Source organism: Halovivax sp. (assembly GCA_007119345.1).
Taxonomy (GTDB): Archaea; Halobacteriota; Halobacteria; order Halobacteriales; family Natrialbaceae; genus Halovivax.
Window position 1 is genome coordinate 1 of the sequence record SKPV01000081.1, and the last position, 19,993, is coordinate 19,993.

At 69.8% G+C, this 19,993-nt stretch carries 20 protein-coding genes; 15 read left to right on the top strand and 5 right to left on the bottom strand.

Annotated features, from left to right (window positions below; genetic code table 11):
* The first annotated feature begins 422 nt into the window (after positions 1 to 422).
* The 9 genes from lysW to QZT59_RS05665 all read left to right on the top strand — a co-directional run bounded on the left by lysW (position 423) and on the right by QZT59_RS05665 (position 9,190).
* Positions 423 to 587 (top strand): lysine biosynthesis protein LysW, encoded by a 165-nt coding sequence (lysW, locus tag QZT59_RS05625; protein WP_290812566.1) that lies wholly within the window; start codon positions 423 to 425, stop codon positions 585 to 587.
* Entirely contained in the window at positions 584 to 1,474 is an 891-nt protein-coding gene (gene lysX, locus QZT59_RS05630; protein ID WP_290812568.1) for a lysine biosynthesis protein LysX, read from the top strand. The genes lysW and lysX overlap by 4 nt, the downstream gene beginning before the upstream one ends.
* Entirely contained in the window at positions 1,474 to 2,661 is a 1,188-nt protein-coding gene (argC, locus tag QZT59_RS05635) for an N-acetyl-gamma-glutamyl-phosphate reductase (protein WP_290812570.1), read from the top strand. Before lysX ends, argC begins: the two co-directional genes overlap by 1 nt.
* A 28-nt stretch (positions 2,662 to 2,689) precedes the next feature.
* A complete protein-coding gene (locus QZT59_RS05640) occupies positions 2,690 to 3,574 on the top strand; it encodes an acetylglutamate/acetylaminoadipate kinase (RefSeq protein ID WP_290812572.1) in 885 nt (294 codons plus the stop codon).
* A complete protein-coding gene (locus QZT59_RS05645) occupies positions 3,571 to 4,707 on the top strand; it encodes an aspartate aminotransferase family protein (RefSeq protein WP_290812574.1) in 1,137 nt (378 codons plus the stop codon). The genes QZT59_RS05640 and QZT59_RS05645 overlap by 4 nt, the downstream gene beginning before the upstream one ends.
* The gene (locus tag QZT59_RS05650) at positions 4,704 to 5,951 is read left to right on the top strand and encodes a [LysW]-lysine hydrolase (protein ID WP_290812576.1); all 1,248 of its coding nucleotides are present in this window, start codon (positions 4,704 to 4,706) and stop codon (positions 5,949 to 5,951) included. The genes QZT59_RS05645 and QZT59_RS05650 overlap by 4 nt, the downstream gene beginning before the upstream one ends.
* Before the next feature lie 46 nt (positions 5,952 to 5,997).
* Positions 5,998 to 6,963 carry an ornithine carbamoyltransferase gene (gene argF, locus QZT59_RS05655; RefSeq protein WP_290812578.1) on the top strand — a complete coding sequence of 322 codons (966 nt, stop codon included), beginning with the start codon at positions 5,998 to 6,000 and terminating at the stop codon, positions 6,961 to 6,963.
* 425 nt (positions 6,964 to 7,388) lie between these two features.
* Complete coding sequence (thrC, locus tag QZT59_RS05660) at positions 7,389 to 8,654, top strand: threonine synthase (RefSeq protein WP_290812580.1); 1,266 nt, start codon at positions 7,389 to 7,391, stop codon at positions 8,652 to 8,654.
* A 119-nt stretch (positions 8,655 to 8,773) separates the two neighbouring features.
* Positions 8,774 to 9,190 (top strand): hypothetical protein, encoded by a 417-nt coding sequence (locus QZT59_RS05665; protein WP_290812583.1) that lies wholly within the window; start codon positions 8,774 to 8,776, stop codon positions 9,188 to 9,190.
* Positions 9,191 to 9,254: 64 nt separating this feature from the next.
* Here the strand turns inward: QZT59_RS05665 and serA are convergent, their stop codons facing one another.
* Positions 9,255 to 10,841 (bottom strand): phosphoglycerate dehydrogenase, encoded by a 1,587-nt coding sequence (gene serA, locus QZT59_RS05670; protein ID WP_290812586.1) that lies wholly within the window; start codon positions 10,839 to 10,841, stop codon positions 9,255 to 9,257.
* A 612-nt stretch (positions 10,842 to 11,453) separates the two neighbouring features.
* Between serA and QZT59_RS05675 the strand changes: the two genes are divergently transcribed.
* Positions 11,454 to 11,828 (top strand): type II toxin-antitoxin system VapC family toxin, encoded by a 375-nt coding sequence (locus QZT59_RS05675; protein WP_290812589.1) that lies wholly within the window; start codon positions 11,454 to 11,456, stop codon positions 11,826 to 11,828.
* 58 nt (positions 11,829 to 11,886) lie between these two features.
* Here the strand turns inward: QZT59_RS05675 and QZT59_RS05680 are convergent, their stop codons facing one another.
* From QZT59_RS05680 to QZT59_RS05690, 3 genes are all read right to left on the bottom strand, one after another.
* The gene (locus QZT59_RS05680) at positions 11,887 to 12,345 is read right to left on the bottom strand and encodes a DUF6691 family protein (RefSeq protein WP_290812592.1); all 459 of its coding nucleotides are present in this window, start codon (positions 12,343 to 12,345) and stop codon (positions 11,887 to 11,889) included.
* A complete protein-coding gene (locus QZT59_RS05685) occupies positions 12,345 to 12,872 on the bottom strand; it encodes a YeeE/YedE family protein (RefSeq protein ID WP_290812595.1) in 528 nt (175 codons plus the stop codon). The genes QZT59_RS05680 and QZT59_RS05685 overlap by 1 nt, the downstream gene beginning before the upstream one ends.
* Before the next feature lie 279 nt (positions 12,873 to 13,151).
* The gene (locus QZT59_RS05690) at positions 13,152 to 14,048 is read right to left on the bottom strand and encodes an EamA family transporter (RefSeq protein ID WP_290812598.1); all 897 of its coding nucleotides are present in this window, start codon (positions 14,046 to 14,048) and stop codon (positions 13,152 to 13,154) included.
* Positions 14,049 to 14,292: 244 nt separating this feature from the next.
* Between QZT59_RS05690 and QZT59_RS05695 the strand changes: the two genes are divergently transcribed.
* The 4 genes from QZT59_RS05695 (at position 14,293) to QZT59_RS05710 (ending at position 17,545) form a co-directional block, all read left to right on the top strand.
* A complete protein-coding gene (locus QZT59_RS05695) occupies positions 14,293 to 14,646 on the top strand; it encodes a hypothetical protein (RefSeq protein ID WP_290812601.1) in 354 nt (117 codons plus the stop codon).
* A gap of 137 nt (positions 14,647 to 14,783) precedes the next feature.
* A complete protein-coding gene (locus tag QZT59_RS05700) occupies positions 14,784 to 15,947 on the top strand; it encodes a mechanosensitive ion channel family protein (protein ID WP_290812604.1) in 1,164 nt (387 codons plus the stop codon).
* A 161-nt stretch (positions 15,948 to 16,108) separates the two neighbouring features.
* Positions 16,109 to 16,747: a phosphoserine phosphatase SerB gene (gene serB / locus QZT59_RS05705; RefSeq protein ID WP_290812607.1), complete on the top strand. Its 639-nt coding sequence runs from the start codon at positions 16,109 to 16,111 to the stop codon at positions 16,745 to 16,747.
* 372 nt (positions 16,748 to 17,119) lie between these two features.
* A complete protein-coding gene (locus QZT59_RS05710) occupies positions 17,120 to 17,545 on the top strand; it encodes a hypothetical protein (RefSeq protein ID WP_290812610.1) in 426 nt (141 codons plus the stop codon).
* 136 nt (positions 17,546 to 17,681) lie between these two features.
* On the opposite strand, the gene QZT59_RS05715 is transcribed toward QZT59_RS05710, so the two are convergent.
* Complete coding sequence (locus tag QZT59_RS05715; RefSeq protein ID WP_290812614.1) at positions 17,682 to 18,383, bottom strand: hypothetical protein; 702 nt, start codon at positions 18,381 to 18,383, stop codon at positions 17,682 to 17,684.
* A gap of 333 nt (positions 18,384 to 18,716) precedes the next feature.
* Here QZT59_RS05715 and QZT59_RS05720 point away from each other — a divergent pair, with 333 nt between their 5' ends.
* Positions 18,717 to 19,850, top strand: a complete 1,134-nt coding sequence (locus tag QZT59_RS05720) for a hypothetical protein (protein WP_290812617.1) — start codon at positions 18,717 to 18,719, stop codon at positions 19,848 to 19,850.
* Positions 19,851 to 19,993: the final 143 nt, after the last annotated feature.

The following is a 19,993-nucleotide window of genomic DNA, read 5'->3' on the forward strand; positions in this document are numbered from 1 at the left end:
GAGCGTGGCGTCGCGCGATTCGGTCGGCGGCCCCGCGCCCGAGGCGGTCGCCGATCAGCTGGCGGCGGCTCGCGAGTCGCTGGAGACGGACCGGACGGCGCTGACCGATCGGCGGGACGCCGTCGAGGCGGCCCGCGAGTCCCGCCGCGCGGAGGTGTCGCGCTATGGGTGATCGGCGCGCGGCCGGGATCGTCGCCGCCGTGGCGCCGCGAGGCCGGACGATTCCGGTGACTCGACGTCGGTCGGTTCCGGTGGTTCGACCGCCGCCGGCCCCGCCCGGGGCCGATACACCATCTCGATGACACCGAGAACAGAATAACGTAAAATTTGGCAGCTTCACGCCGTTAGTACACATTATTGCTATTATAATTTTTCAGATAGGTTCGACACATTTAAGGTAGTCCCGGGCCGAGAACCGGGTGATGACAGAATGCGTCGAGTGCGGGGCCGAGCTGACCCTGCACGAGGATCTGGAGGCGGGAGAGATCGTCGACTGTACGACCTGCGGTGTGGAGCTAGAAGTGATCGAGACCGAGCCGCCAGTCCTCGAGCGAGCGCCGGAGCTCGAAGAGGACTGGGGTGAGTGAGCGTGCACGTCGGCATCCTCTACTCCCGGATTCGGACGGACGAGAAGCTCCTGTTGGGAGAGCTGCGCGATCGCGGCCACGACGTCGAGAAGCTCGACGTCCGAACGCTCGAGTTCGACGTCGGCGAAGCGAACGAGGCCCTCGAGGGGCTCGACCTCGTCGTCGACCGCTGTCTCGCGACCAGCCGCAGCCTGTACGCCACGCGCTTCTGTGAGGCCTACGGCGTGCCGGTCGTCAACAGCAACGACACGGCCGAGATCTGCGCGGACAAGGTGAAGAACAGCCTCGCGCTCGAGTCGGCGGGCGTGCCCACGCCCGCGACGAAGGTCGCGTTCACCAAAGAGGCGGCCCTCGAGGCGATCGAGTCCTTCGGCTACCCCTGCGTCCTCAAACCCGTCGTGGGCTCGTGGGGTCGGCTGATGGCGAAGATCGACTCCCGGGACGCGGCCGAGGCCATCCTGGAGCACAAGGCCACGCTCGGCCACTACGAGCACAAGGTCTTCTACGTCCAGGAGTTCGTCCCAAAGCCCGGCCGCGATATCCGGGTGCTGGCGGCCGACGGCGAGCCGATCGCGGCGATGGTCCGCTCCTCGGAGCACTGGCTGACCAACGCCGCGAAGGGCGCCGAGACCGAGGCCTTCGAGCTGGACGAGGAGGCGACGGCGCTGGTCGAGACCGCGAGCGACGCCGTCGGCGGCGGGCTCCTGGGGGTGGACCTGATGGAGACGGGCGACTCCTACACCGTCCACGAGGTCAACCACACCGTCGAGTTCAAGGCCCTCGACGAGGCGGTCGACGTCGACGTCCCCGCCGCCGTGGTCGACTGGCTGGAAACGAAAGCCGCGGCCGCGGACGACGACGGAACCGTCCTGGGGGTGACCCACTGATGCCCGCGGACGCGGAGACTGCGGACCCGGAGCCTACGGACGCGGAGATTGCGGAGGCGGAGACTGCGGACGCGGAGCCCGCGGAGGCGGAGCCTGCGGACGCGGAGGCGACGAGCGCGCAAGTCGACGAATCCGCCGCGGACGAAGCCGATACCGTCACCGCGAGCGTCGTCGGGGCCAGCGGCTTCGCGGGCGGCGAGCTGTTGCGGCTGCTCGTCGGTCACCCCAACTTCGAGCTCGTCGAGGCGACGAGCCGGAGCTACGCCGGCAGGAGCGTCGGCTCGAAGCACCCGCCGCTGCGCGGAAGCGAGCTCCGCTTCACCGAATCCGGCGACCTCGAATCGGTCGACGTGCTGTTCGCGGCGACGCCCCACGGCGTCTCGATGGGCCGGATCGACGAGTTCTTCGAGGTTGCAGACACCGTCGTCGACCTCTCTGCGGACTTTCGACTCGACACCGAGACCCAGTACGACGAGTGGTACGACGGTCACGACGCGCCGGAGTACCTCGAACGGGCCGAGTACGCCCTCCCCGAGATCAACCGGGAGAACCTGCCCGGCGCCGACCTCGTCGCGAGCGGCGGCTGTAACGCCACCGCGACGATCCTCGGACTGTACCCGCTGTTCGAGCACGGGATCCTCGAGGGCGAGGAGCGGATCGTCGTCGACGTGAAGGTCGGCTCCTCGGAGGGCGGGGCCGGGGGCGGCGAGGCCTCGAGCCACGCCGAACGCTCGGGCGTCGTCCGTCCGTACGCGCCGACCGGCCACCGTCACGAGGCCGAGATCGAGCAGTTCCTCGGAACCTCGGTGGCGTTCACCTGCCACGCCGTGGATATGGTACGCGGCGCGAGCGCGACGAGCCACGTCTTCCCGTCGGAGCCGGTCTCGACGGGCGACCTCTGGCAGGCGTACCGCGGCTGCTACGAGGACGAACCGTTCGTCCGGATGGCCGCCGGCGGTTCGGGCGTCTACCGCTACCCCGAGCCCAAGGCGGTTGCGGGGACGAACCACGCCGAGGTCGGCTTCGAACTGGATCCGAGCAATAAGCGCGTGGTGGTCTTCTCGGCCATCGACAACGTGATGAAGGGATCGGCCGGGCAGGCCGTTCACGCCGCCAACGTCGCCCTCGGCTTCGAGGAGACCGCCGGCCTCGAGTTCGCGGGGTTGCACCCCGTGGGGGCGCCCTGATGACGACGAGATTCGTCGAGGTGGTCGCGTGACCACCGTCGTCAAGGTCGGCGGCGCCCGCGCGGTCGATCCCGCAGGCGCGCTCGCGGACGTGGCGACACTCGTCGATGCGGGGGAGGACGTGGTCCTCACCCACGGCGGTTCGACCGCCGTCGACGAGACGCTGGAGGAGCTGGGCGAAGAACCCACCTACGTCGAGACCCCCGGCGGCGTCGTCGGCCGGTTCACCGACGAGCGCGCGATGGACGTCTTCAAGATGGTCATGCCGGGGAAGCTAAACACGGATCTCGTCGAGGGGCTCCAGAACGAGGGTGTGAACGCGGTCGGCCTCTCCGGAACGGACGGCAAGCTGCTCGAGGGCAAGCGCAAGTCCGCCGTCCGCGTCCTCGAGGACGGCACGAAGAAGATCAAGCGCGGCGACCACTCGGGAACCATCGAGTCGGTCAACGCGGACCTGCTCGAGACGCTGCTCGCGGGCGGCTACGTCCCCGTCGTCTCCGTCCCGGTCCTCGGACGCGAGAAGGACGGCGGCTTCACCGCGGTCAACGCCGACGCGGATCGGGCGGCGGCGGCCGTCGCCGGCGCGCTCGGGGCCGACCTCCTCATCCTGACCGACGTCGAGGGCGTCTACGAGGATCCGGAGGACCCGTCGACGCTGATCGAGGAGGCGACGACCCCCGCTGACCTGAAACGGATCGAGGACGCGGCCGAGGGATTCATGACGAAGAAGGTGATGGCGGCCCGAGAATCCCTCGAGGGTGGGGCATCCTCCGTCGTCGTGTCCGACGCGAACGTCGACGAGCCGCTGGTCTCGGCCGTCGAGGGCGCGGGCACGCACGTCTCGGCGTCCGTCCTCGAGGCGGACGGCGGCGAAGAATCCGCGAACGCGCCCCCGGAGGTCGACGCCCAGTGAGCGGCTTCGTCTTCTCGGAGAAGCCGATCGAGATCGAACGGGGCGAGGGACCGTACCTCTACGACGCCGACGGGACCGAATACCTCGACGCGGGCGCCAGCTACGCCTGTACGCCCGTCGGCCACTGTCACCCGACGGTCGTCGGCGCGACCGTCGAACAGGTCGAGCGCCTGCTGTACGTCCAGGGGTCGTACCCGAACCCCGTCCGGACGGAACTCTACGAAAAGTTGAGCGCCCTCGCTCCCGACGGGATCGAGAACGTCTGGCTCTGTAACTCCGGGACCGAAGCCAACGAGGCCGCGCTCAAGTTCGCCCGGGCCGCGACCGGGAATTCGAAGATCGTCGCCACGAAACGCGGCTTCCACGGCCGCACAATGGGAGCGCTCGCGACCACCTGGAAGCCGACGTACAAACGGCCATACGAACCGCTGATCGAGGACGTCGAGTTCGTCGACTACGGCGACGAGGACGCCCTGGCAGCGGCGATCGACGACGAGACCGCCGCCTTCCTCCTCGAACCCGTCCAGGGCGAGGGCGGCGTTCACGCGGCGCCCGAGGGCTACCTGGAGGCGGCTCGCGACGCGACCGCCGACGCCGGCGCCGCGCTGATCGTCGACGAGATCCAGACCGGCCTCGGCCGCACCGGCTCCCTGTGGGCCGTCGAGGAGCGCGGCGTGACGCCCGATATCGTCACGACGGCCAAGGGGATCGCGAGCGGGCTCCCGATGGGCGCGACGCTCTGTGCGGACTGGATCGCCGCGGACTACGGCGATCACGCCTCGACGTTCAGCGGCGGCCCGGTCGTGAGCGCCGCCGCGTCGGCCACCCTCGACGTGATCGTCGAGGAGGAGCTCCCCGCTCACGCCGCCGCCGTGGGAACGCACCTGCGCGAGAAACTCCGGGCGGCCGACCTGCCGGTCCGGGACGTGCGCGGCGAGGGCCTGCTGGTCGGGGTGGAGGTTAAGCGCGGCGCCAATCGGCTGTTGCGGGACCTGGCGCTGGAGCACCACATCCTCGCGCTCCCCGCCGGCCGGACCGTCCTGCGCCTGCTGCCGCCGTTGACGATCGGCCGGGACCACGCCGACCGCGTGGTCGACGCGCTCGACGACGTTACCGGAGGTGCGGAGGGGTGAACGCGAACTCCGCCCCCGACGGCGACGCGACGGCCGCTCCCGCCGGCGACGGGGGCGCGTGCGACGGCGACGGGGGCGCGTGCGACGGTCACCTCGCATCCGACCGCAGCGCGAGCGGGGACGGCGAGGACGTCGCCACCGACGGCGGCGCCGAAACCCGGACGGGCGCCGTCTCCGACGAGGCGGCTCGCGAGCTGCTCGTCGACCTCATCTCGATCCCCTCGCCGACGGGCGAGGAGGCCGAGGCCGCCGAGCGACTCGCCGCCTTCTTCGAGGCGAACGACCGCGACGTCCGGATCGACGAGGTCGGCAACGTGCGCGCGCCGGCGGACGATTCCGTGCTCCTGACGTCCCACGTCGACACCGTGCCGGGCGAGATCCCCGTCGAGATCGCCGACAGCGAGTACGACCCGGAGGCGGATCCCGTGCGGGCGGGGGACGCCCTCTGGGGTCGCGGCAGCGTCGACGCGACCGGGCCGCTGGCGGCGATGGCCGTCGCCGCGGTCCGAACGGGGGTCAGCTTCGTCGGCGTCGTCGGCGAGGAAACGGACTCCCGGGGAGCCAGGTACCTCATCGACGACCGCGAGCGCGCGCCCGACGCGGTGATCAACGGCGAACCCAGCGGCTGGGACGGCCTCACGCTCGGTTACCGCGGGTTTTTGGCCGGAACCTACGAGGCGGCGACCGCGTCGGCCCACACCTCTCGCCCGGAGCCGAACGCGATCCAGCGGGCGATCCGCTGGTGGTCGCGGGTGGAAGACGCCGTCGCGACCGAGGGGGACGTGCCCGTCTTCGAAACGGTGACGGCCAAGCCCGTCGCCGTCGACGGCGGCGCGGGCGCCGACGGCCTCTCCGTCGAGGCGACGATGGACGTTCAGCTGCGAATCCCGCCGTCGACCGACGCCGAGACCGTCCGCGAGGTCGCGGCCGGCGAGCTGGAGTCGGGTTCGGTCGGCTGGCGGGAGCCGATCCCGCCGGTGATGGAGAGTCCCCGGACCGACGTGGCCCGGGCGTTCCGCGTCGCGATCCGCGCCGCGGGCGGCGATCCCCGGCTGCTTCGCAAGACCGGCACCAGCGACATGAACCTCTTCGCGGCGGCCTGGGACCGCCCGATGGCGACCTACGGCCCCGGCGACTCCGAGCTCGACCACGCGCCGAACGAACACCTCGCCCTCGAGGAGTACGACCGCTCGATCGCGGTCCTCGAGGACGTCGCGACGCGGCTGCGGGGTGGTGGCGAATGAGCGCCCCCGTCGCCGGAACGGCGGCGGCCGCGGGAGGTGAGACCGCGTGAGCACCTGGGAACGCCCGACCCCCGGCGTCTACGGATCGAGCGAGGGTGCCGACGTCCGGCACTTCCTCGACGTCGACGACCTGACGTCCGCGGAGCTCGCGGCGGTGCTCGACGTCGCGACCGAGTTCAAGGCCGATCACGCCGAGAACGGCGTCCACGACCGCTTCGACGGACGCACCCTGGGGATGATCTTCCAGAAGCCGAGCACGCGGACCCGGGTCTCCTTCGAGACGGGGATGACCCAGCTCGGCGGGCACGCGATCTTCCTCGGCGAGAGCGACATCCAGCTGGGCCACGGCGAGCCCCTTCGGGACACCTCGCGGGCGCTCTCGCGGTACGTCGACGCGCTGATGGCCCGGGTGTTCAAGCACGCCAACGCGGTCGAACTCGCCCGCTACGCCGACGTACCGGTGATCAACGGCCTCACCGACGACGCCCACCCCTGCCAGACGCTGGCGGACCTGCTGACGATCCGGGAACGCCACGGCGGCTTCGAGGGGGTCTCCGCCGCCTGGGTCGGCGACGGCAACAACGTCGCCCAGTCGTTCGTCCTCGGCTGCGCGCTGACCGAGGTCGACCTGACGGTCGCGACGCCCGCCGGCTACGGGATCGACGACCCGGTCGTCGAGCGCGCCCGCGAACTGGGCGGCGACCCGACGGTCACGACCGACCCCGTCGAGGCGGTGACCGACGCCGACGTCGTCTACACCGACGTCTGGGTGAGCATGGGCCAGGAGGACGAGCGCGACGTCCGCATGCAGGACTTCGAGGGGTTCCAAGTGAACCGCGAACTCCTGGCGCACGCGCCAGAGGCGTCGGTGATGCACTGCCTGCCCGCCCACCGGGGCGAGGAGATAACCGACGACGTGTTGGAGCGCGATCGGGCGATCGTCTGGGACCAGGCGGCAAACCGGCTGCACGCCCAGAAAGGGTTGCTCGTGTGGTTGGACGAGCAGCGGTAGGTGCGGCCGTCGGTGGCTGCGGAGGAGGCTACGGTCGACACCCGCCGCCCTTCCCGTACAACTCTCTCAAACCGTTCGTCGATCTCATCCGATACTGTGAAATTACCCTGGACAACAATTCACAAAATCCGTGACGATCAGTATAACTTATATAGATAACGGCCGTACGGCCACAACGTATATGTCCATTCGGTTGCTCGTCGCCACGCTCCTGTTGGTCGGGGGGCCGGCGCTGCTGCTGGCGGTCTTCCTCGCGTGAGCGTGGAAATAGGGACGGGAATCGACGTTCGAACACCGGGGCGCCTTCCCCCACGTCGCTCCGGCGCCGGAACGCGCCGGCCGCGCGGCCGTCCCCGCGCTTCGGCTGCTGGTGAATCGTACCGGAACCGGCCGACTTTTCGGGTTCGCGGCCCTCGATGCCATCGATGAGTCTCGACCTCGCGTCGGCGCCGCCGACGCCGCCACCGGACGCCGAGAACGGTTCCTGGCTCGCCTGCATCGAGTGCGGGGAGACGCACGCGCCGTTCGACGCGATCCGATACCGGTGCGACGACTGCGACGGCCTCCTGGAGGTTCGGTACGCCGACCTCCCGACGTTCGAGGACTTCTCGGGCCGCGGCGTCTGGCGGTACGCGGACGCCCTGCCGCTCGAGGCCGGCGTGACGATCTCCGAGGGAGACACGCCGCTGTACCGCGCGCCGCGGCTCGAGTCCGACATCGGCGTCGAGACGTTGCGGATCAAACACGAGGGGATGAACCCGACGGGATCGTTCAAGGACCGGGGGATGACCGTCGGCGTCGCGGTCGCCCGCGAGCTGGGCGTCGACCGACTGGCCTGCGCCTCGACGGGCAACACCAGCGCCGCCCTCGCGGCCTACGGCTCGCGGGCCGGTGTGGAGACGCTCGTGCTGCTGCCGGCGGGGAAGGTCGCGGCCGGCAAGGTGGCGCAGGCGAGCCTCCACGGCGCCCGCATCCTCGAGGTCGACGGGAACTTCGACGCCTGCCTCGACGTCGTCCAGTCGCTCGCCGCGGGCGGCGAGGCCTACCTCCTGAACTCGCTCAACCCCTTCCGCCTCGAAGGGCAGAAGACGATCGGCCTGGAGATCCTCGAGGGCTTTCGGGCCGACGACGGCGCGCATCCGGACCGGATCGTCCTTCCCGTCGGCAATGCGGGCAACACGGCGGCGCTGTACAAGGCGTTCCGCGAGCTCGTCCAGGCGGGAGCGCTCGCCGTCGACGAGGTGCCGAAACTGACCGGCGTCCAGGCCGCGGGCGCCGCCCCGATGGTCGAGGCGGTCGAGAACGGCGCCGACGCCGTTCGCCGCTGGGACGACGTGGAGACCCGCGCGACGGCGATCCGGATCGGGAATCCGGTCAACGCGCCGAAGGCGCTGCCGGGGATCCGCGAGACCGGCGGGACCGCGGTCGCGGTCGCGGACGAGGAGATCACGACCGCCCAGCGCGACCTGGCGAGCGAGGGGATCGGCGTCGAACCCGCCTCCGCGGCCTCGGTTGCCGGCCTCCGGAAGCTCCGGGCCGACGGCGTCGTCGGCGCCGACGAGCGCGTCGCCTGCCTCACCACCGGCCACCTCCTGAAGGACCCCGACGCGGCGGCCGCCGCGGGGCGGGATCCGGAGCCGGTGTCGGCGGCCGTCGACGACGTGCTGGCGCACCTGGAGTCGACGGAGTGATCGGTCGATTTCGGGGGAACGAGCTATCCCGGAGCCGACTCTTCGATTTTCGAAATCGCAGCGTCTGACGGACGACTGACTTAGGCTTTTGGGCCGGGCGTGCGTAGCCGTTTCTCCCGATGTCCGCCCAGCAACGATCAACCGATCCGTCATCGTCCGAGGAGCGCGCCGGTCACAGCGCCGATCCGTCGTCGTCGGCCGAGCCGGCCAGCAGAGCCGACTCGTCGCCGTCGGCCGAGGTCGCCGTCCGACCCGTCGACGACCTGGTGACCGCCGATCGTTCGCGTTCGCTCGTCGACGCGTCGCTCGTCTACCGTATCGAACGCGAGCAGCTGCAGATCCGCGTTCGCGCGCTCGAGCGCGAACTGACCGCCAGCGAACGGCGGCGTCAGGCCGTCATCGACCAGTACGAACGGGTCCTGGCAGAGCGCGAAGAGCGCTTGCGGGAAGCGTGTGAGACTCCAGGGCCGGAAGCGACCGGTGACCAGAGCGCTCCCGACCCGGTGGGCCGGCTCTTCGCGCTCGTCCGCCCCTGAGCTCGGCGGCACGGTCGGGAACGCGCCCGCCCGACGACCGCCCTCGACCGAACCTGTCCGCCGATCAAGCCTGCCCGTTCAGCGTGATGTACCTGACGCCGATGATGCGCTCGTCGGCTTCGAGCTCCTCGCGAGCGGCGTCCGGGACCTCGCCGTCGACGTTGTAGACGGTCAGCGCCTCGCCGCCGTGGGCCTCGCGGGCGTTGAACATCCCCGCGATGTTGACGCCGTGGGCGCCCATCACGGTGCCGATGAGTCCGATGACCCCCGGCTCGTCCGTGTTGCGGGTGACGACCATCTTGCCGTGAGGGATCGCGTCGACGCGGTAGCCGTCGATCCGAACGATCCGCGGGTCGTCGCCGGCGAAGAGGGTGCCGTCGACCGAGATCTCCTCCGCGCCGTCGCTGACGGTCACCGAGACCAGGCTCTGGAAGTCCTCGGCCTGGCGGCTCTTCGACTCCGTCACGTCGACGCCGCGGTCTTCGGCGATCTGCGGGGCGTTGACGGCGTTGACCTGCCACTCGAGGGGCTCGAAGACGCCCTTCAGCGCCGAGGCGGTGACGAACTCGACGTCCTCCTCGGCGATCTCGCCCTCGTAGCTGATCTCGACGGACTCCATGCGCCCCTCCAGCAGCTGGGCGGCGACCTTCCCCGCGGTCTCCGCGATGTTGACGTACGGCTCCAGGCGCGGGAACGCGGTCTCGTCGATCGAGGGCGCGTTGAGGGCGTTCGCGACCGGCTCGCCGGCGAGCGCGGCGGCGACCTGCTCGGCCGTGGAGGTGGCGACGTTCTCCTGGGCCGCCTCGGTCGAGGCCCCGAGGTGGGGCGTGACGACGACGCCGTCGACGTCGAGCAGCGGCGACTCCGGCGAGAGCGGCTCCTCCGCGAAGACGTCCAGCGCGGCGCCGGCGAGCGTTCCGTCGTCGACCGTCGCCGCCAGCGCGTCCTCCCGGACGATGCCGCCGCGGCCGACGTTGACGAGGTAGCCGCCGTCGAGGAGCGCCAGTTCCGCCGCGCCGATCATCCCCTCCGTCTCGGGGGTCAGCGGCGTGTGGATGGTGAGGAAGTCGGCGCGGGCGAGACACTCCTCGAGTTCGACGAGCTCGGCGCCGAGTCGCTCGGCGCGCTCCTCCGAGATGTAGGGATCGAAGGCGACGACGTCCATCCCGAGGGAGTCGAGCTTCTTCGCGACCTCCTGGCCGACCCGACCGAGTCCGACGACGCCGAGCGTCTTGCCGTTCAGTTCCGTTCCGAGGTAGTCGCCTTTGGCCCACTCGCCGGCTTTCAGCCGGGCGTGGGCCTGCGGAACCGATCGCGCGGCGGCGAACGTCATCGCGACCGTGTGTTCGGCGGCCGCGCGCACGTTCCCCTCCGGGGCGTTGGCGACGATGACGCCTTCGTCGGTCGCGGCCTCGAGGTCGATGTTGTCGACGCCGATGCCCGCTCGGCCGACGATGACGAGGTCGTCGGCGGCTTCGAGGACTTCGCGCGTGACGTCGGTGCCCGACCGGACGATCAGCGCGTTCGCGTCGGCGATCGCCTCGAGCAGGGCGTCGCCCTCGGCCTCGTAGTTCGTTTCCACCTCGTGGCCCGCCTCGCGGAGCACGTCGAGTCCGGCGTCCGCGATCGGATCCGTGACGAGAACCTTCATGGACGATGCAATCGGTTCGAGGGGGTAAACGCTTCCGTTAGCGCGGCGGACGGCAATATTTGATCAGGTCGGGCGGACGGTACCGCCGGGCGACAAAATTTGGCCGGATCGAGCGGACGTGGGACCGACACCGTCGATCCAGCGGACCTCGACCGCACGTTACGGACCGCTGCTTTCGCTGCGATCGCCCGCTGACGGAAGACCGGCTGATCCACCTCTCGACGGAGCCGTGTCGGGCGCTCGGTTCCTGGTACGAACCCGTCACCAGGGCGTGCTGTCCGCACTGCGCAGCCGCCATCGGCATGCTCGAGTTCGCGATCGATCCGCCGGCGGGTTCGCTGCCCGAGTCGGACTGATCGGGGCCCGTCGCCCGTGTTCCGGCGACCGATTCTCGGCGTCGAATCCGCGCCCGACTGCCGCGAGCGCGGGGACCCGAGCGGGAGCCGTCTACCCGACCCCGGGGAAATGACGTCGACATCGGGGAACATTGTGATGCCGTCGGTGACGCGTTCGACGACAAAACGATCGCGGAGATCAAGCGAGAATCGCGCGCGGGCGCTCGAGACGCCGCTGGCGAAACCGCCGGAGACGACACGACCGAGTAAGGTGGCGATGATCTACGCCGATACGGACTTCTTTATCGCGCTGGTGAAAGACGACGATTGGCTCCGGGACCGAGCACGAACGATCGCTCGCGAGTACGACGATCGGATCTACACATCGCGAGCGACGTTGCTCGAACTGCTCGTGATTTCGGATCGATTCGAGTTCGACCGGATGGAGGCGCTCACCTACGCGCTCGAGATCGCGTCGATCCCCGAGGACGAGGACGTCCTCTTCCGGGCCGCCGACTACATCGAACAGGAGGGCCTCACCGCGTTCGAAGCGTACAACGTCGCGTACGCCGGGACGGACCCCGTCATCTCGTCGGACGCCTCGATCGACGAGGTGGTTGACGAACGCATCGCTATCGAACCGCCCCGGTGACCGCGTTCGGCCGATAGATAGCCGATCAGCCGCCCGTGATCGATCCCGGTACAGCCGATCAGTCCCCGGCGGCCGTCGCCGTCGCGCTCTCGGCCCGCGTCGACCGCCAGTAGCCCTGCGCGTACGCGCCGAGGAACATCCCGGCGATCGCGACCAGGATGGGGTAGTTGCCGACGCCCACGCTCGCGTAGGCGGCGCCCGGGCAGATCCCCGAGAGGCCCCAGCCGACGCCGAAGATCGTCCCGCCGACCAGCACGTTGCGGTCCATGACCTTCAGTCGACGACCGTACGTCGTGCCCGTCAGCGGCGCCGATCGGCCCGAGCGCGAAGCCACGCCGATGACGAGCATCGTCACGAGGCCCGCGCCGCCCATCACGAACGCCAGCCCGAGGTCGGTAAACTGCAGGAACGCCAGCACGACCTCCGGGTGGGTCATGTGGCTCACGGCGAGCCCGATTCCGAACAGCAGCCCGCCGAGGAAGATCAGCGGCAGGAAGAGGGGACTCTGATCGGTCATTACGGCGTCACCCCCGCGGCCATCACGAGCTGGGCCGTCCCGATCGCCACCAGGAGGAAGGTGGCGACGTTGGCGATCGAGGTGCCCGAGAACGAACCGACGCCGCAGACGCCGTGGCCCGACGTGCAGCCCTTCCCGAGGCGGGTGCCGACGCCGACGAGGAAGCCGCCGAGCAGCAGCCGCCACGGCTGGACGTCCGTCTGCCAGGCCGCCGCGGCGAGTCCCTCGTCCCAGACCGGGTTCAACACCAGGAACCAGTAGCCCGCCGCCCCGAGGACCATCCCGGCCGTGAAGACGACCCGCCAGTCACGCGAGGCGACGAACCGCGCCTGCTGGAACCGCGACCGACCCGAGACGTAGCTCAGCGTCGATTCGAGGAAGGTGCTCGCGCCGGCGATGATGCCCGTCCCGAGGTAGATGACCGCGACCCCGAGGCCGATCAGGAGGCCGCCGATCGCGTACCTGGTGATGCCCTCCGGGAACAGCTCGCCGTAGGTGACGAACGGGAGGAGGTCGAGTCCGTACATACTGAGCGGTGCTTTCGACCGGAGCCCTATTCGATTGACGATGTCGACAAAACTGGGTGGTGAGGCGGAACGGGCGGTCGACGGGGCTCGAGCGCGGTCGGCGACGAAGGCCCCCACGCAACCGCACCTCGGCCGCCAACTCGTCGGCTTCGGCGCTCCGATCGGGTTGCGATTCCGGGACCACGCCGGATCGATCCGTCGGAGACGCCGGCAAACCTCGCGGATCCGGTCATGTCGACGGGCGGGATCGGTTCGGACAGCTGCGACCCGGACGGTCGGCTACGTCGTGATCAACACCGCCCCGACCACGATCAGCGCCGCCCCGAGGACCACGCCCTTCGTCACCCGCTCCAGATCCCGCAGCAGGACGGCGGCGAAGACGATCGTGAACAGCGGCGCCGTCGCCACCAGCGGGTCGACGATCGCGATCCGTCCCTCCTCCAGGCCCAGCGCGGCCATCAGCGACAGCATGGCGACCGCGGTGAGCAGGCCGCTGCCGACGAAGTAGGCGTACGTCTCGCGGGGCATCCGGAAGAGGTCGCCCCGGCCGGTCGCGAGCGCGTACGCCGCCAGCGCGACCAGGCCCGCGGTCTCGTTGATGGTGACCGCCTCGAGCGCCGAGATCGGCGATTCGAGCATGCCGTACCGCCGGGCGACGTTGGCGAGCGCGAACAGCGCGGCCGCCGCCAGCGGCCACAGCAGGTCGAGCGGGCGCCAGCCCTCGACGTCGCCGCCCTTCGAGACCGTCAGGATCGAGAGGCCGGCGACGAGGATAACGACGCCCGTCGCGGTGACGGGGCCTAGCGGCTCGCCGAGCAGGGCGAGCGCGATGATGGTCGCGAACAGCGGCCGGGTGCTGATGATCGCGCTGTTGAGGCTGGCGCCGACGCGGTCGACGCCGACGAAGATGGTGATCCGACCGAGCGCGGTGCCGATCACGCCCGCCGCGGCGAAGACGCCGAGGACCTCCGGCGTGAGCCCCGAGAACGCGGACGAACCGTATAGCGCGGCGATCGCGATCCAGTAGATCGTCGAGTCGACGATCACGACCACGAGCGAGGCCTGGAGGGAGCCGCCGCCCCCGGCCATCCCGCGCTTGTCGAGGATCGGCGCGAACCCCCAGAGGAGCGCGGGGAGGAGGGCGAGCACGACCACCTCGGGGGTGGCGCTCGTCATCGCGCATCCCCCGCCGTTGGCCGTCCCATCACCGGAGAAGCGCCCGGGCGGCCGATGAACGTTACGGACGCCCTCCGCGGTCGCTTCCGGACGCCCTCCACGGTCGCTTGTGGGCGCCCTCCGCGGTCGCTTCCGGAGTCCCCTCCGCGGTCGCTTCCGGAGTCCCTCCGCGGTCGCTACCGGACGTCCTCCACGTTCGCCGCGGACCGCCACCTATACGAACGGATGCCGAGACGTTCCACGTATGATCGACAGCCTCGTCGTCTTCGTCGTCGGCCTCCTGATCGGCGCGCTGGGTATTCACGTCGGAGCCGTGGTCGTCGCCGGCGTGAGCGACTACGGGTACGCGGTCGTCACCGCCTTGATCGGCGCGATCGTCTGGGCCGTCGTCGGCTTCTTCTTCGGCTGGATCCCGCTGCTCGGCCCGGCCATCGTCCTCCTGGCGTACCTCTGGATCGTCAAGCGCCGCTATCCGGGCGGCTGGATCGACGCCGGGGGCATCACGCTGGTCGCCTGGATCTCCGTGCTCGCCGCGCTCTACGTCCTCGCGTCGGCCGGATACACGACGTTCGACGCCGTCGGCGTCCCCGGTACCTGAGCGCCGACCGGAGACGGGGCGTTCGACGCCGTCGGCGTCCCCGGTACCTGAGCGCCTGTCGCCGAGGTGACGACCCGAGCGAGGCGGCGGCCCTGCTGAAGAGTTATAGTGATCGCTTCGAAAGGCGACCCCACGCAATGAGCGGACAGCCGCCGTTCGGCGACGGGCGCTTCGCGGGCGGACTCCCGGTCGTCGACGGGTTCCTCCCGAGCCGACTCGAGGCCGCGATCGCCGAGCCGCTGGTTCACGTTCCCCTCATCCTGATCGGTTCGTACTTCCTCGCACGATTCGTTCAGTGGTGGGGGACCCGCCGGCTGGTCGAGGAGGGCGAACTCGTCTCGTTCCGTCGGGCGCTACTCGAGGAGACCTACCAGCCGCTCGCGATCACGATCGCCCTGGTGGGCGTCTACGCGAGCCTCGACGTCCTGGATCTCGCCGACGGCAGCGCGATCCTCGTGCCGACGATCACGACGGTGCTGATCCTGGTGTGGATGCGCACGGCGGTCCGGCTCGGCAACCGGTGGATCGAGAACGTCAAGGCCTCGGACAACGACTACGAGTTCGCGCCGGTCTTCAAGAACTTCTGGACGGTGGCGGTCGTCCTCGGCGGCGCGCTGTTGTTGCTCTCGGTCTGGAACGTCGAGATCACGCCGTTCCTCGCCTCGGCCGGGATCCTGGGGATCATCCTCGGGTTCGCCGCCCAGGACGGCATCTCGAACCTGATCGGGGGCGTGGCGCTGTACTTCGACAACACGTACAAGATCGGCGACGTGATCCTCGTCGAGGACGGCATGCGCGGGACGGTGACGGACATCGGGGTGCGGTCGACGACGGTGCTGACGACCGACAACCGGCTCGTCTCGGTCCCCAACTCGGTGCTGAACTCGACGCAGGTGGTCAACGAGACCGCCCCACAGCGCCACGTCCGCATCGAGATCCCGATCACGGTCGCCTACGGCACGGACTACCGCGAGGTCGAGCGCATCCTCCTCGAGATCTGTGCCGACGCACCGTTGATCCGCGAGAGTCCGGCGCCCCGGGTGCTCTTCTCGGACTTCGGGGGATCGGCCCTCGAGTTCACGATCCGGGCGTACATCTCCCACCCGCTGACCGAGAAGCGCGCCCGGGATCAGGTCAACCGACGGATCGACGACGCCTTCGCCGAGGCGGAGATTACGATCCCGTTCCCCCAGCGGACCCTCAGCTACCTCGAGGACGCCGACGAGGTTCGGTTCGAAGAGGACCGCGAGCTGGAGGGGGCCTCGACCGGTACGCCCGAGCCGAGCGACCAGCGGGATTGACGGTCGGCGACTACGGCCCGCCCGCGTTCGCCTCGGCCCTGACGCCCCGTCCGTCCAGACGGGCCCTCCGAGCGCCGTCTTCCGCCGGCCGCACACCGCGCGTCGAGGCGCCATCCGACGGAATCTGAACGCCTTTATCCGGGGCGCGAGAACCCCGCCGCATGACCCTGGTCGCCTTCGACTTCGACGGCACCCTCTCGGATTCGGAGATGACGGTCCTGCTCGGCGAGCGCCGGAGCGTCGCCGACGAGATGGCCGAGATCACCGAGCGCGCGATGAACGACGAGATCGGCTACGCGGAGAGCCTCCGCGAGCGGGCGGCGCTGCTCGAAGGGCTCGACGAAGCCGAGGCTGCGGCCGCCTACGACGAGGTCGAGCTTCGGCCGGGTGCGGCGGCGCTGATTCGGGAACTGAACGACGCGGGCGCCACGACCGCGATCCTCACGGGCGGCTTCGAGCGGGGCGTCGAGGCCGCCCTCGAGCGGGAGGGCGTCGCGGTCGATCACATCGTCTCGAATCGGCTGCCGATCGCGAGCGGCTCCCTGACCGGCGAGGTCGAGGGGCCGCTGATCGAGGGGACCAAGGACGACGCGCTCGCCGACCTGGCGAGCGCTCGGGGCGTCGACCTGGACGAGACCGTGGCCGTCGGCGACGGCGCGAACGACCTGCCGATGCTCGAGGTCGCGGGGCTCGCGGTCGGCTTCGACCCGAAGCCGGCGGTCGAACCCGCCTGCGACGAGGTCGTCACCTCGATGGGCGAGTTGCGAGGACTCCTGGCGGACGAAGGTGCGCTGAACTGAGTTGAGCGGCCGTCGCGACGGGTTTCGATGGTGACGGTTCGAACGTGGGGCGCCACCGACGGCGCGCTCGTCCCCGGCCCGCAGCTCGGGTTACGACGCCCCGGCCCGAGTTACGCGTTTATTTCTCCGATGACTACCGGACGCCGGGCTTACCACTTCCGACCCGGCCCAGAAACGGTTCTCCGGGCCCGGGAAATTTCGTTCGGAGCGCTCCGACGGCCGTCAGATCGCGCCCCGACGGCCGCGTGTGCGGCTCTCGCACCCCCTCGGTCGCCTCTCGATACCGACTTATCGCCGCCGTCGACGCTCCTCGGGAACGACCGATCGCCGAACGAAAGCCCTTATTTACTCAGTAGCGAGTTCCCATTTCGTATGATGTGGCAGGACCTCGTCTTCATGATCGGCAGCGCCCTCTCGATCGGCTTTCTCGCCCCGACCCTCCGGGACGCGAGCGCCTGCGTTCCCCTCGGTACGAGCCTCCCGTCGATGGCGATCGGCCTCGTTTACGGAGTCACGTTCGCGACCCTCGGAATGACCTTCTCCGCACTCGGCGCGATCGCCGCCGGCGGGATGTGGGCGTCGATCGCGATCTGTCGCTCGCCGGCCGCCGAGACCGCGACGATGACCCGTACGGAGCGCCTCCGGCTGTTCGGCCGCGACGTCTCGCGATGGCTCGACCGGCGGATCGGCACCGGTTCGGCGGTCGTCGACGCCTTCGACCGCGCGGAATCCGAGTGGGCCGTCGAGCCGTCGATCGAGGAGCGTCACTACGGCGAGTTCGGCCACCAGGCGGATTGACCGGCGCGACGAGGTCCGACCCCCGACTGCCTCCCGGTCTCCTCGGCGATCACGTCTCGGTCTCCTCGGAGCGGTCCGACGCGCGCCAGGCGAGCGCGTCGGCCGCCGGCGTCGTGCTGTGGGACGTCGCCGACGGTCACTCCCGAGCGGCGAGCCAGCGTCGACGCCCGAGGACCAGCAGCGCCCCGACGACGGCGAACGCGGCCGGCCAGACGAGGCCAGCGTAGAGCGCGGCGTCGGCGAGCGCGACCGAAACCGATTCCGCCGCTTCGGGGGCCTCTCCCGCGGGTTGCGGGCCGCCTCCGTCCGGATCTTCGGGCGTCCACGTCGCCGTTACCGAGACGAGCACCGCGCACAGCAGGTAGGCCGGCACGACGAAGAGCGCGCTCGCGATCGTCCGCGGGACGGAGTCCGCGCCGGCGTAATCTGCGGCCGCGTACCCGGCGAGAACCGCGAGGCCGAACGTGAGGAGGAGCAAGACGGGATTGGTCGCGACGTTGATGGTCCACGCGTAGGTGAAATCGAGCGCGTTGATCTCCTCGCCACCCTGTTCGAGGGCGGCGCCGAAGCTCAGCAGCACCGACCACGCCGCTTCGACCGCGACGTGGGGCAGCTCCTCGTCCCCGGTGGCCGCTCCGGCGCGGACGCTGAACGTCGTCGCCAGCGTCACGACGTAGGTGAGGACGAACGCGCCGAACCCGGCGACGAGGCCGGGAACGGCGAGTTCGCGATCGACGACCCCGCTCGCCCCGCCTCGGTCGTCGTCGCTCGCTCCGTCCGCGGCGTCCTCGCCCTCGGGAACCGGCCCGCCGTGCTTGTATTTCAAAGACTTTGACATTATCACCGACGTATCGGGGGCGTCGTATGAACGTTCCGATACGTCTCGGGTCGGATAGAACGACGCTCACGGTCGAGAGACGAAAGTCGGCCGGGTCCGACCGGGTGTCGTCAGTCACCGAACCGACTGCCGTGAACAGGCTCGAGGCCGGCCTCTTCAGCGTCCCCGCCGGCGTCGGGCGCTCCCCCACGGTGATCCACCGACTCACGCATCTACCACCGGTCGAACGGATCCGCCGTGTTCGCCACGAACCGCGATCGACGGGGCCAGGCGTCGAGTGTGACAGCGAACGGCCAAATTACACTTATAACGGGAATCGTTCGACTACGGTGTATGTCACGAATAGCGAAAGGTGGGAAGGGACTGATCGGGTTGGGAGCGGCGATACTGGCAGCGGGATACGTGGGGGCGGTGCCGGGGAGTCCCGACGCGGCGTTCGGCCTCCTCGTCGTCGGTGTCTTGTTGGTCGCCGTGTCGAGAGTCGACCTCTCGTTTGTCGGCGTTCAGACGCAGCTGGGGATGGATCGCCAGGACATCGTGGCCTCGACCGACTGGTCGCGAATCGGGAAGTACACGTTCCGAAAATCGTTCGGCGGGGCGATCGCCGCGTCCGGACTCCTGCTGTTCGTCCTCTCTCTCGGACTGCAGGAATTTACCCTCGCGGCGACGTGGGCCGCGGTCGCGCTCGCCGGATTGGTGCTGGTCGCCGTCTCGTGGCGGTACGCCCACGAAATCGCCGCCGACCACACTCACACCGTGTCGGTCAGAGTCCCGGACATGTTCTCGATTCACTCCTTCCACGTGGCGCTCCGCCAGCGAGCGGAGGATCTCGGGTATCGGATCATCGCGGACGGGTCCCCGACCAAGAGCGGTTCCGCCTCGGCCGTCGACGACGAGATCTTCCACTCGAAGGGAGGTTTCAAGGCGCGCAAGCGCCCGATCGGCGAGTCTCGACGGCTGCTCCCGGGCGTCGACGATCCGTACGCCGAGCGGCTCCTGACCGTCACCACGGTCGGGGTGTTCGCGACGTTCCTGGGCGTGATGACCCTCTCGGTAGGCGGCGAACTCACCGCCAACGGTGAGTTGCTCGGCCTGCCGCTGTTGCTGATCGGCATCGTCGTCGTCGGCTACGACTACGTCACCCGAACCCGCGAGTGGGGCGAGCTGTACTGCATCGAGGAGGGGACCGTCTACGCGTCGCGGATCAACAAATACGAGGATCGCGTGCTGAACGCGGTAGAGCGCGGGGCTGAGCCGACCATCAGCTCCCCGGCGACCGGCGCCACGCTCTCCGTGACCGTCGGCGCGAAGTGTACCAGCCTCTACGACGAGGACGAACTCGAATCCGACTTCGACGAGCTCGTCGGTACCGTCGAATCGGCCGCCGAGAACCACCAGTTCAGCGTCGTCGGAGCGGGCGACGGCTCGACGGTGCTCACGCACACCGAACCGGCGACGTCGAACTGACCGGCACGTCGGACCGACCGGCGACGTCGGAATGATCGGCATCGCGGACCGATCGACCGGCGTCGCGGACCGACCGGCGACGTCGGAATGATCGGCATCGCGGACCGATCGACCGGCGTCGCGGACCGACCGGCGACGTCGGA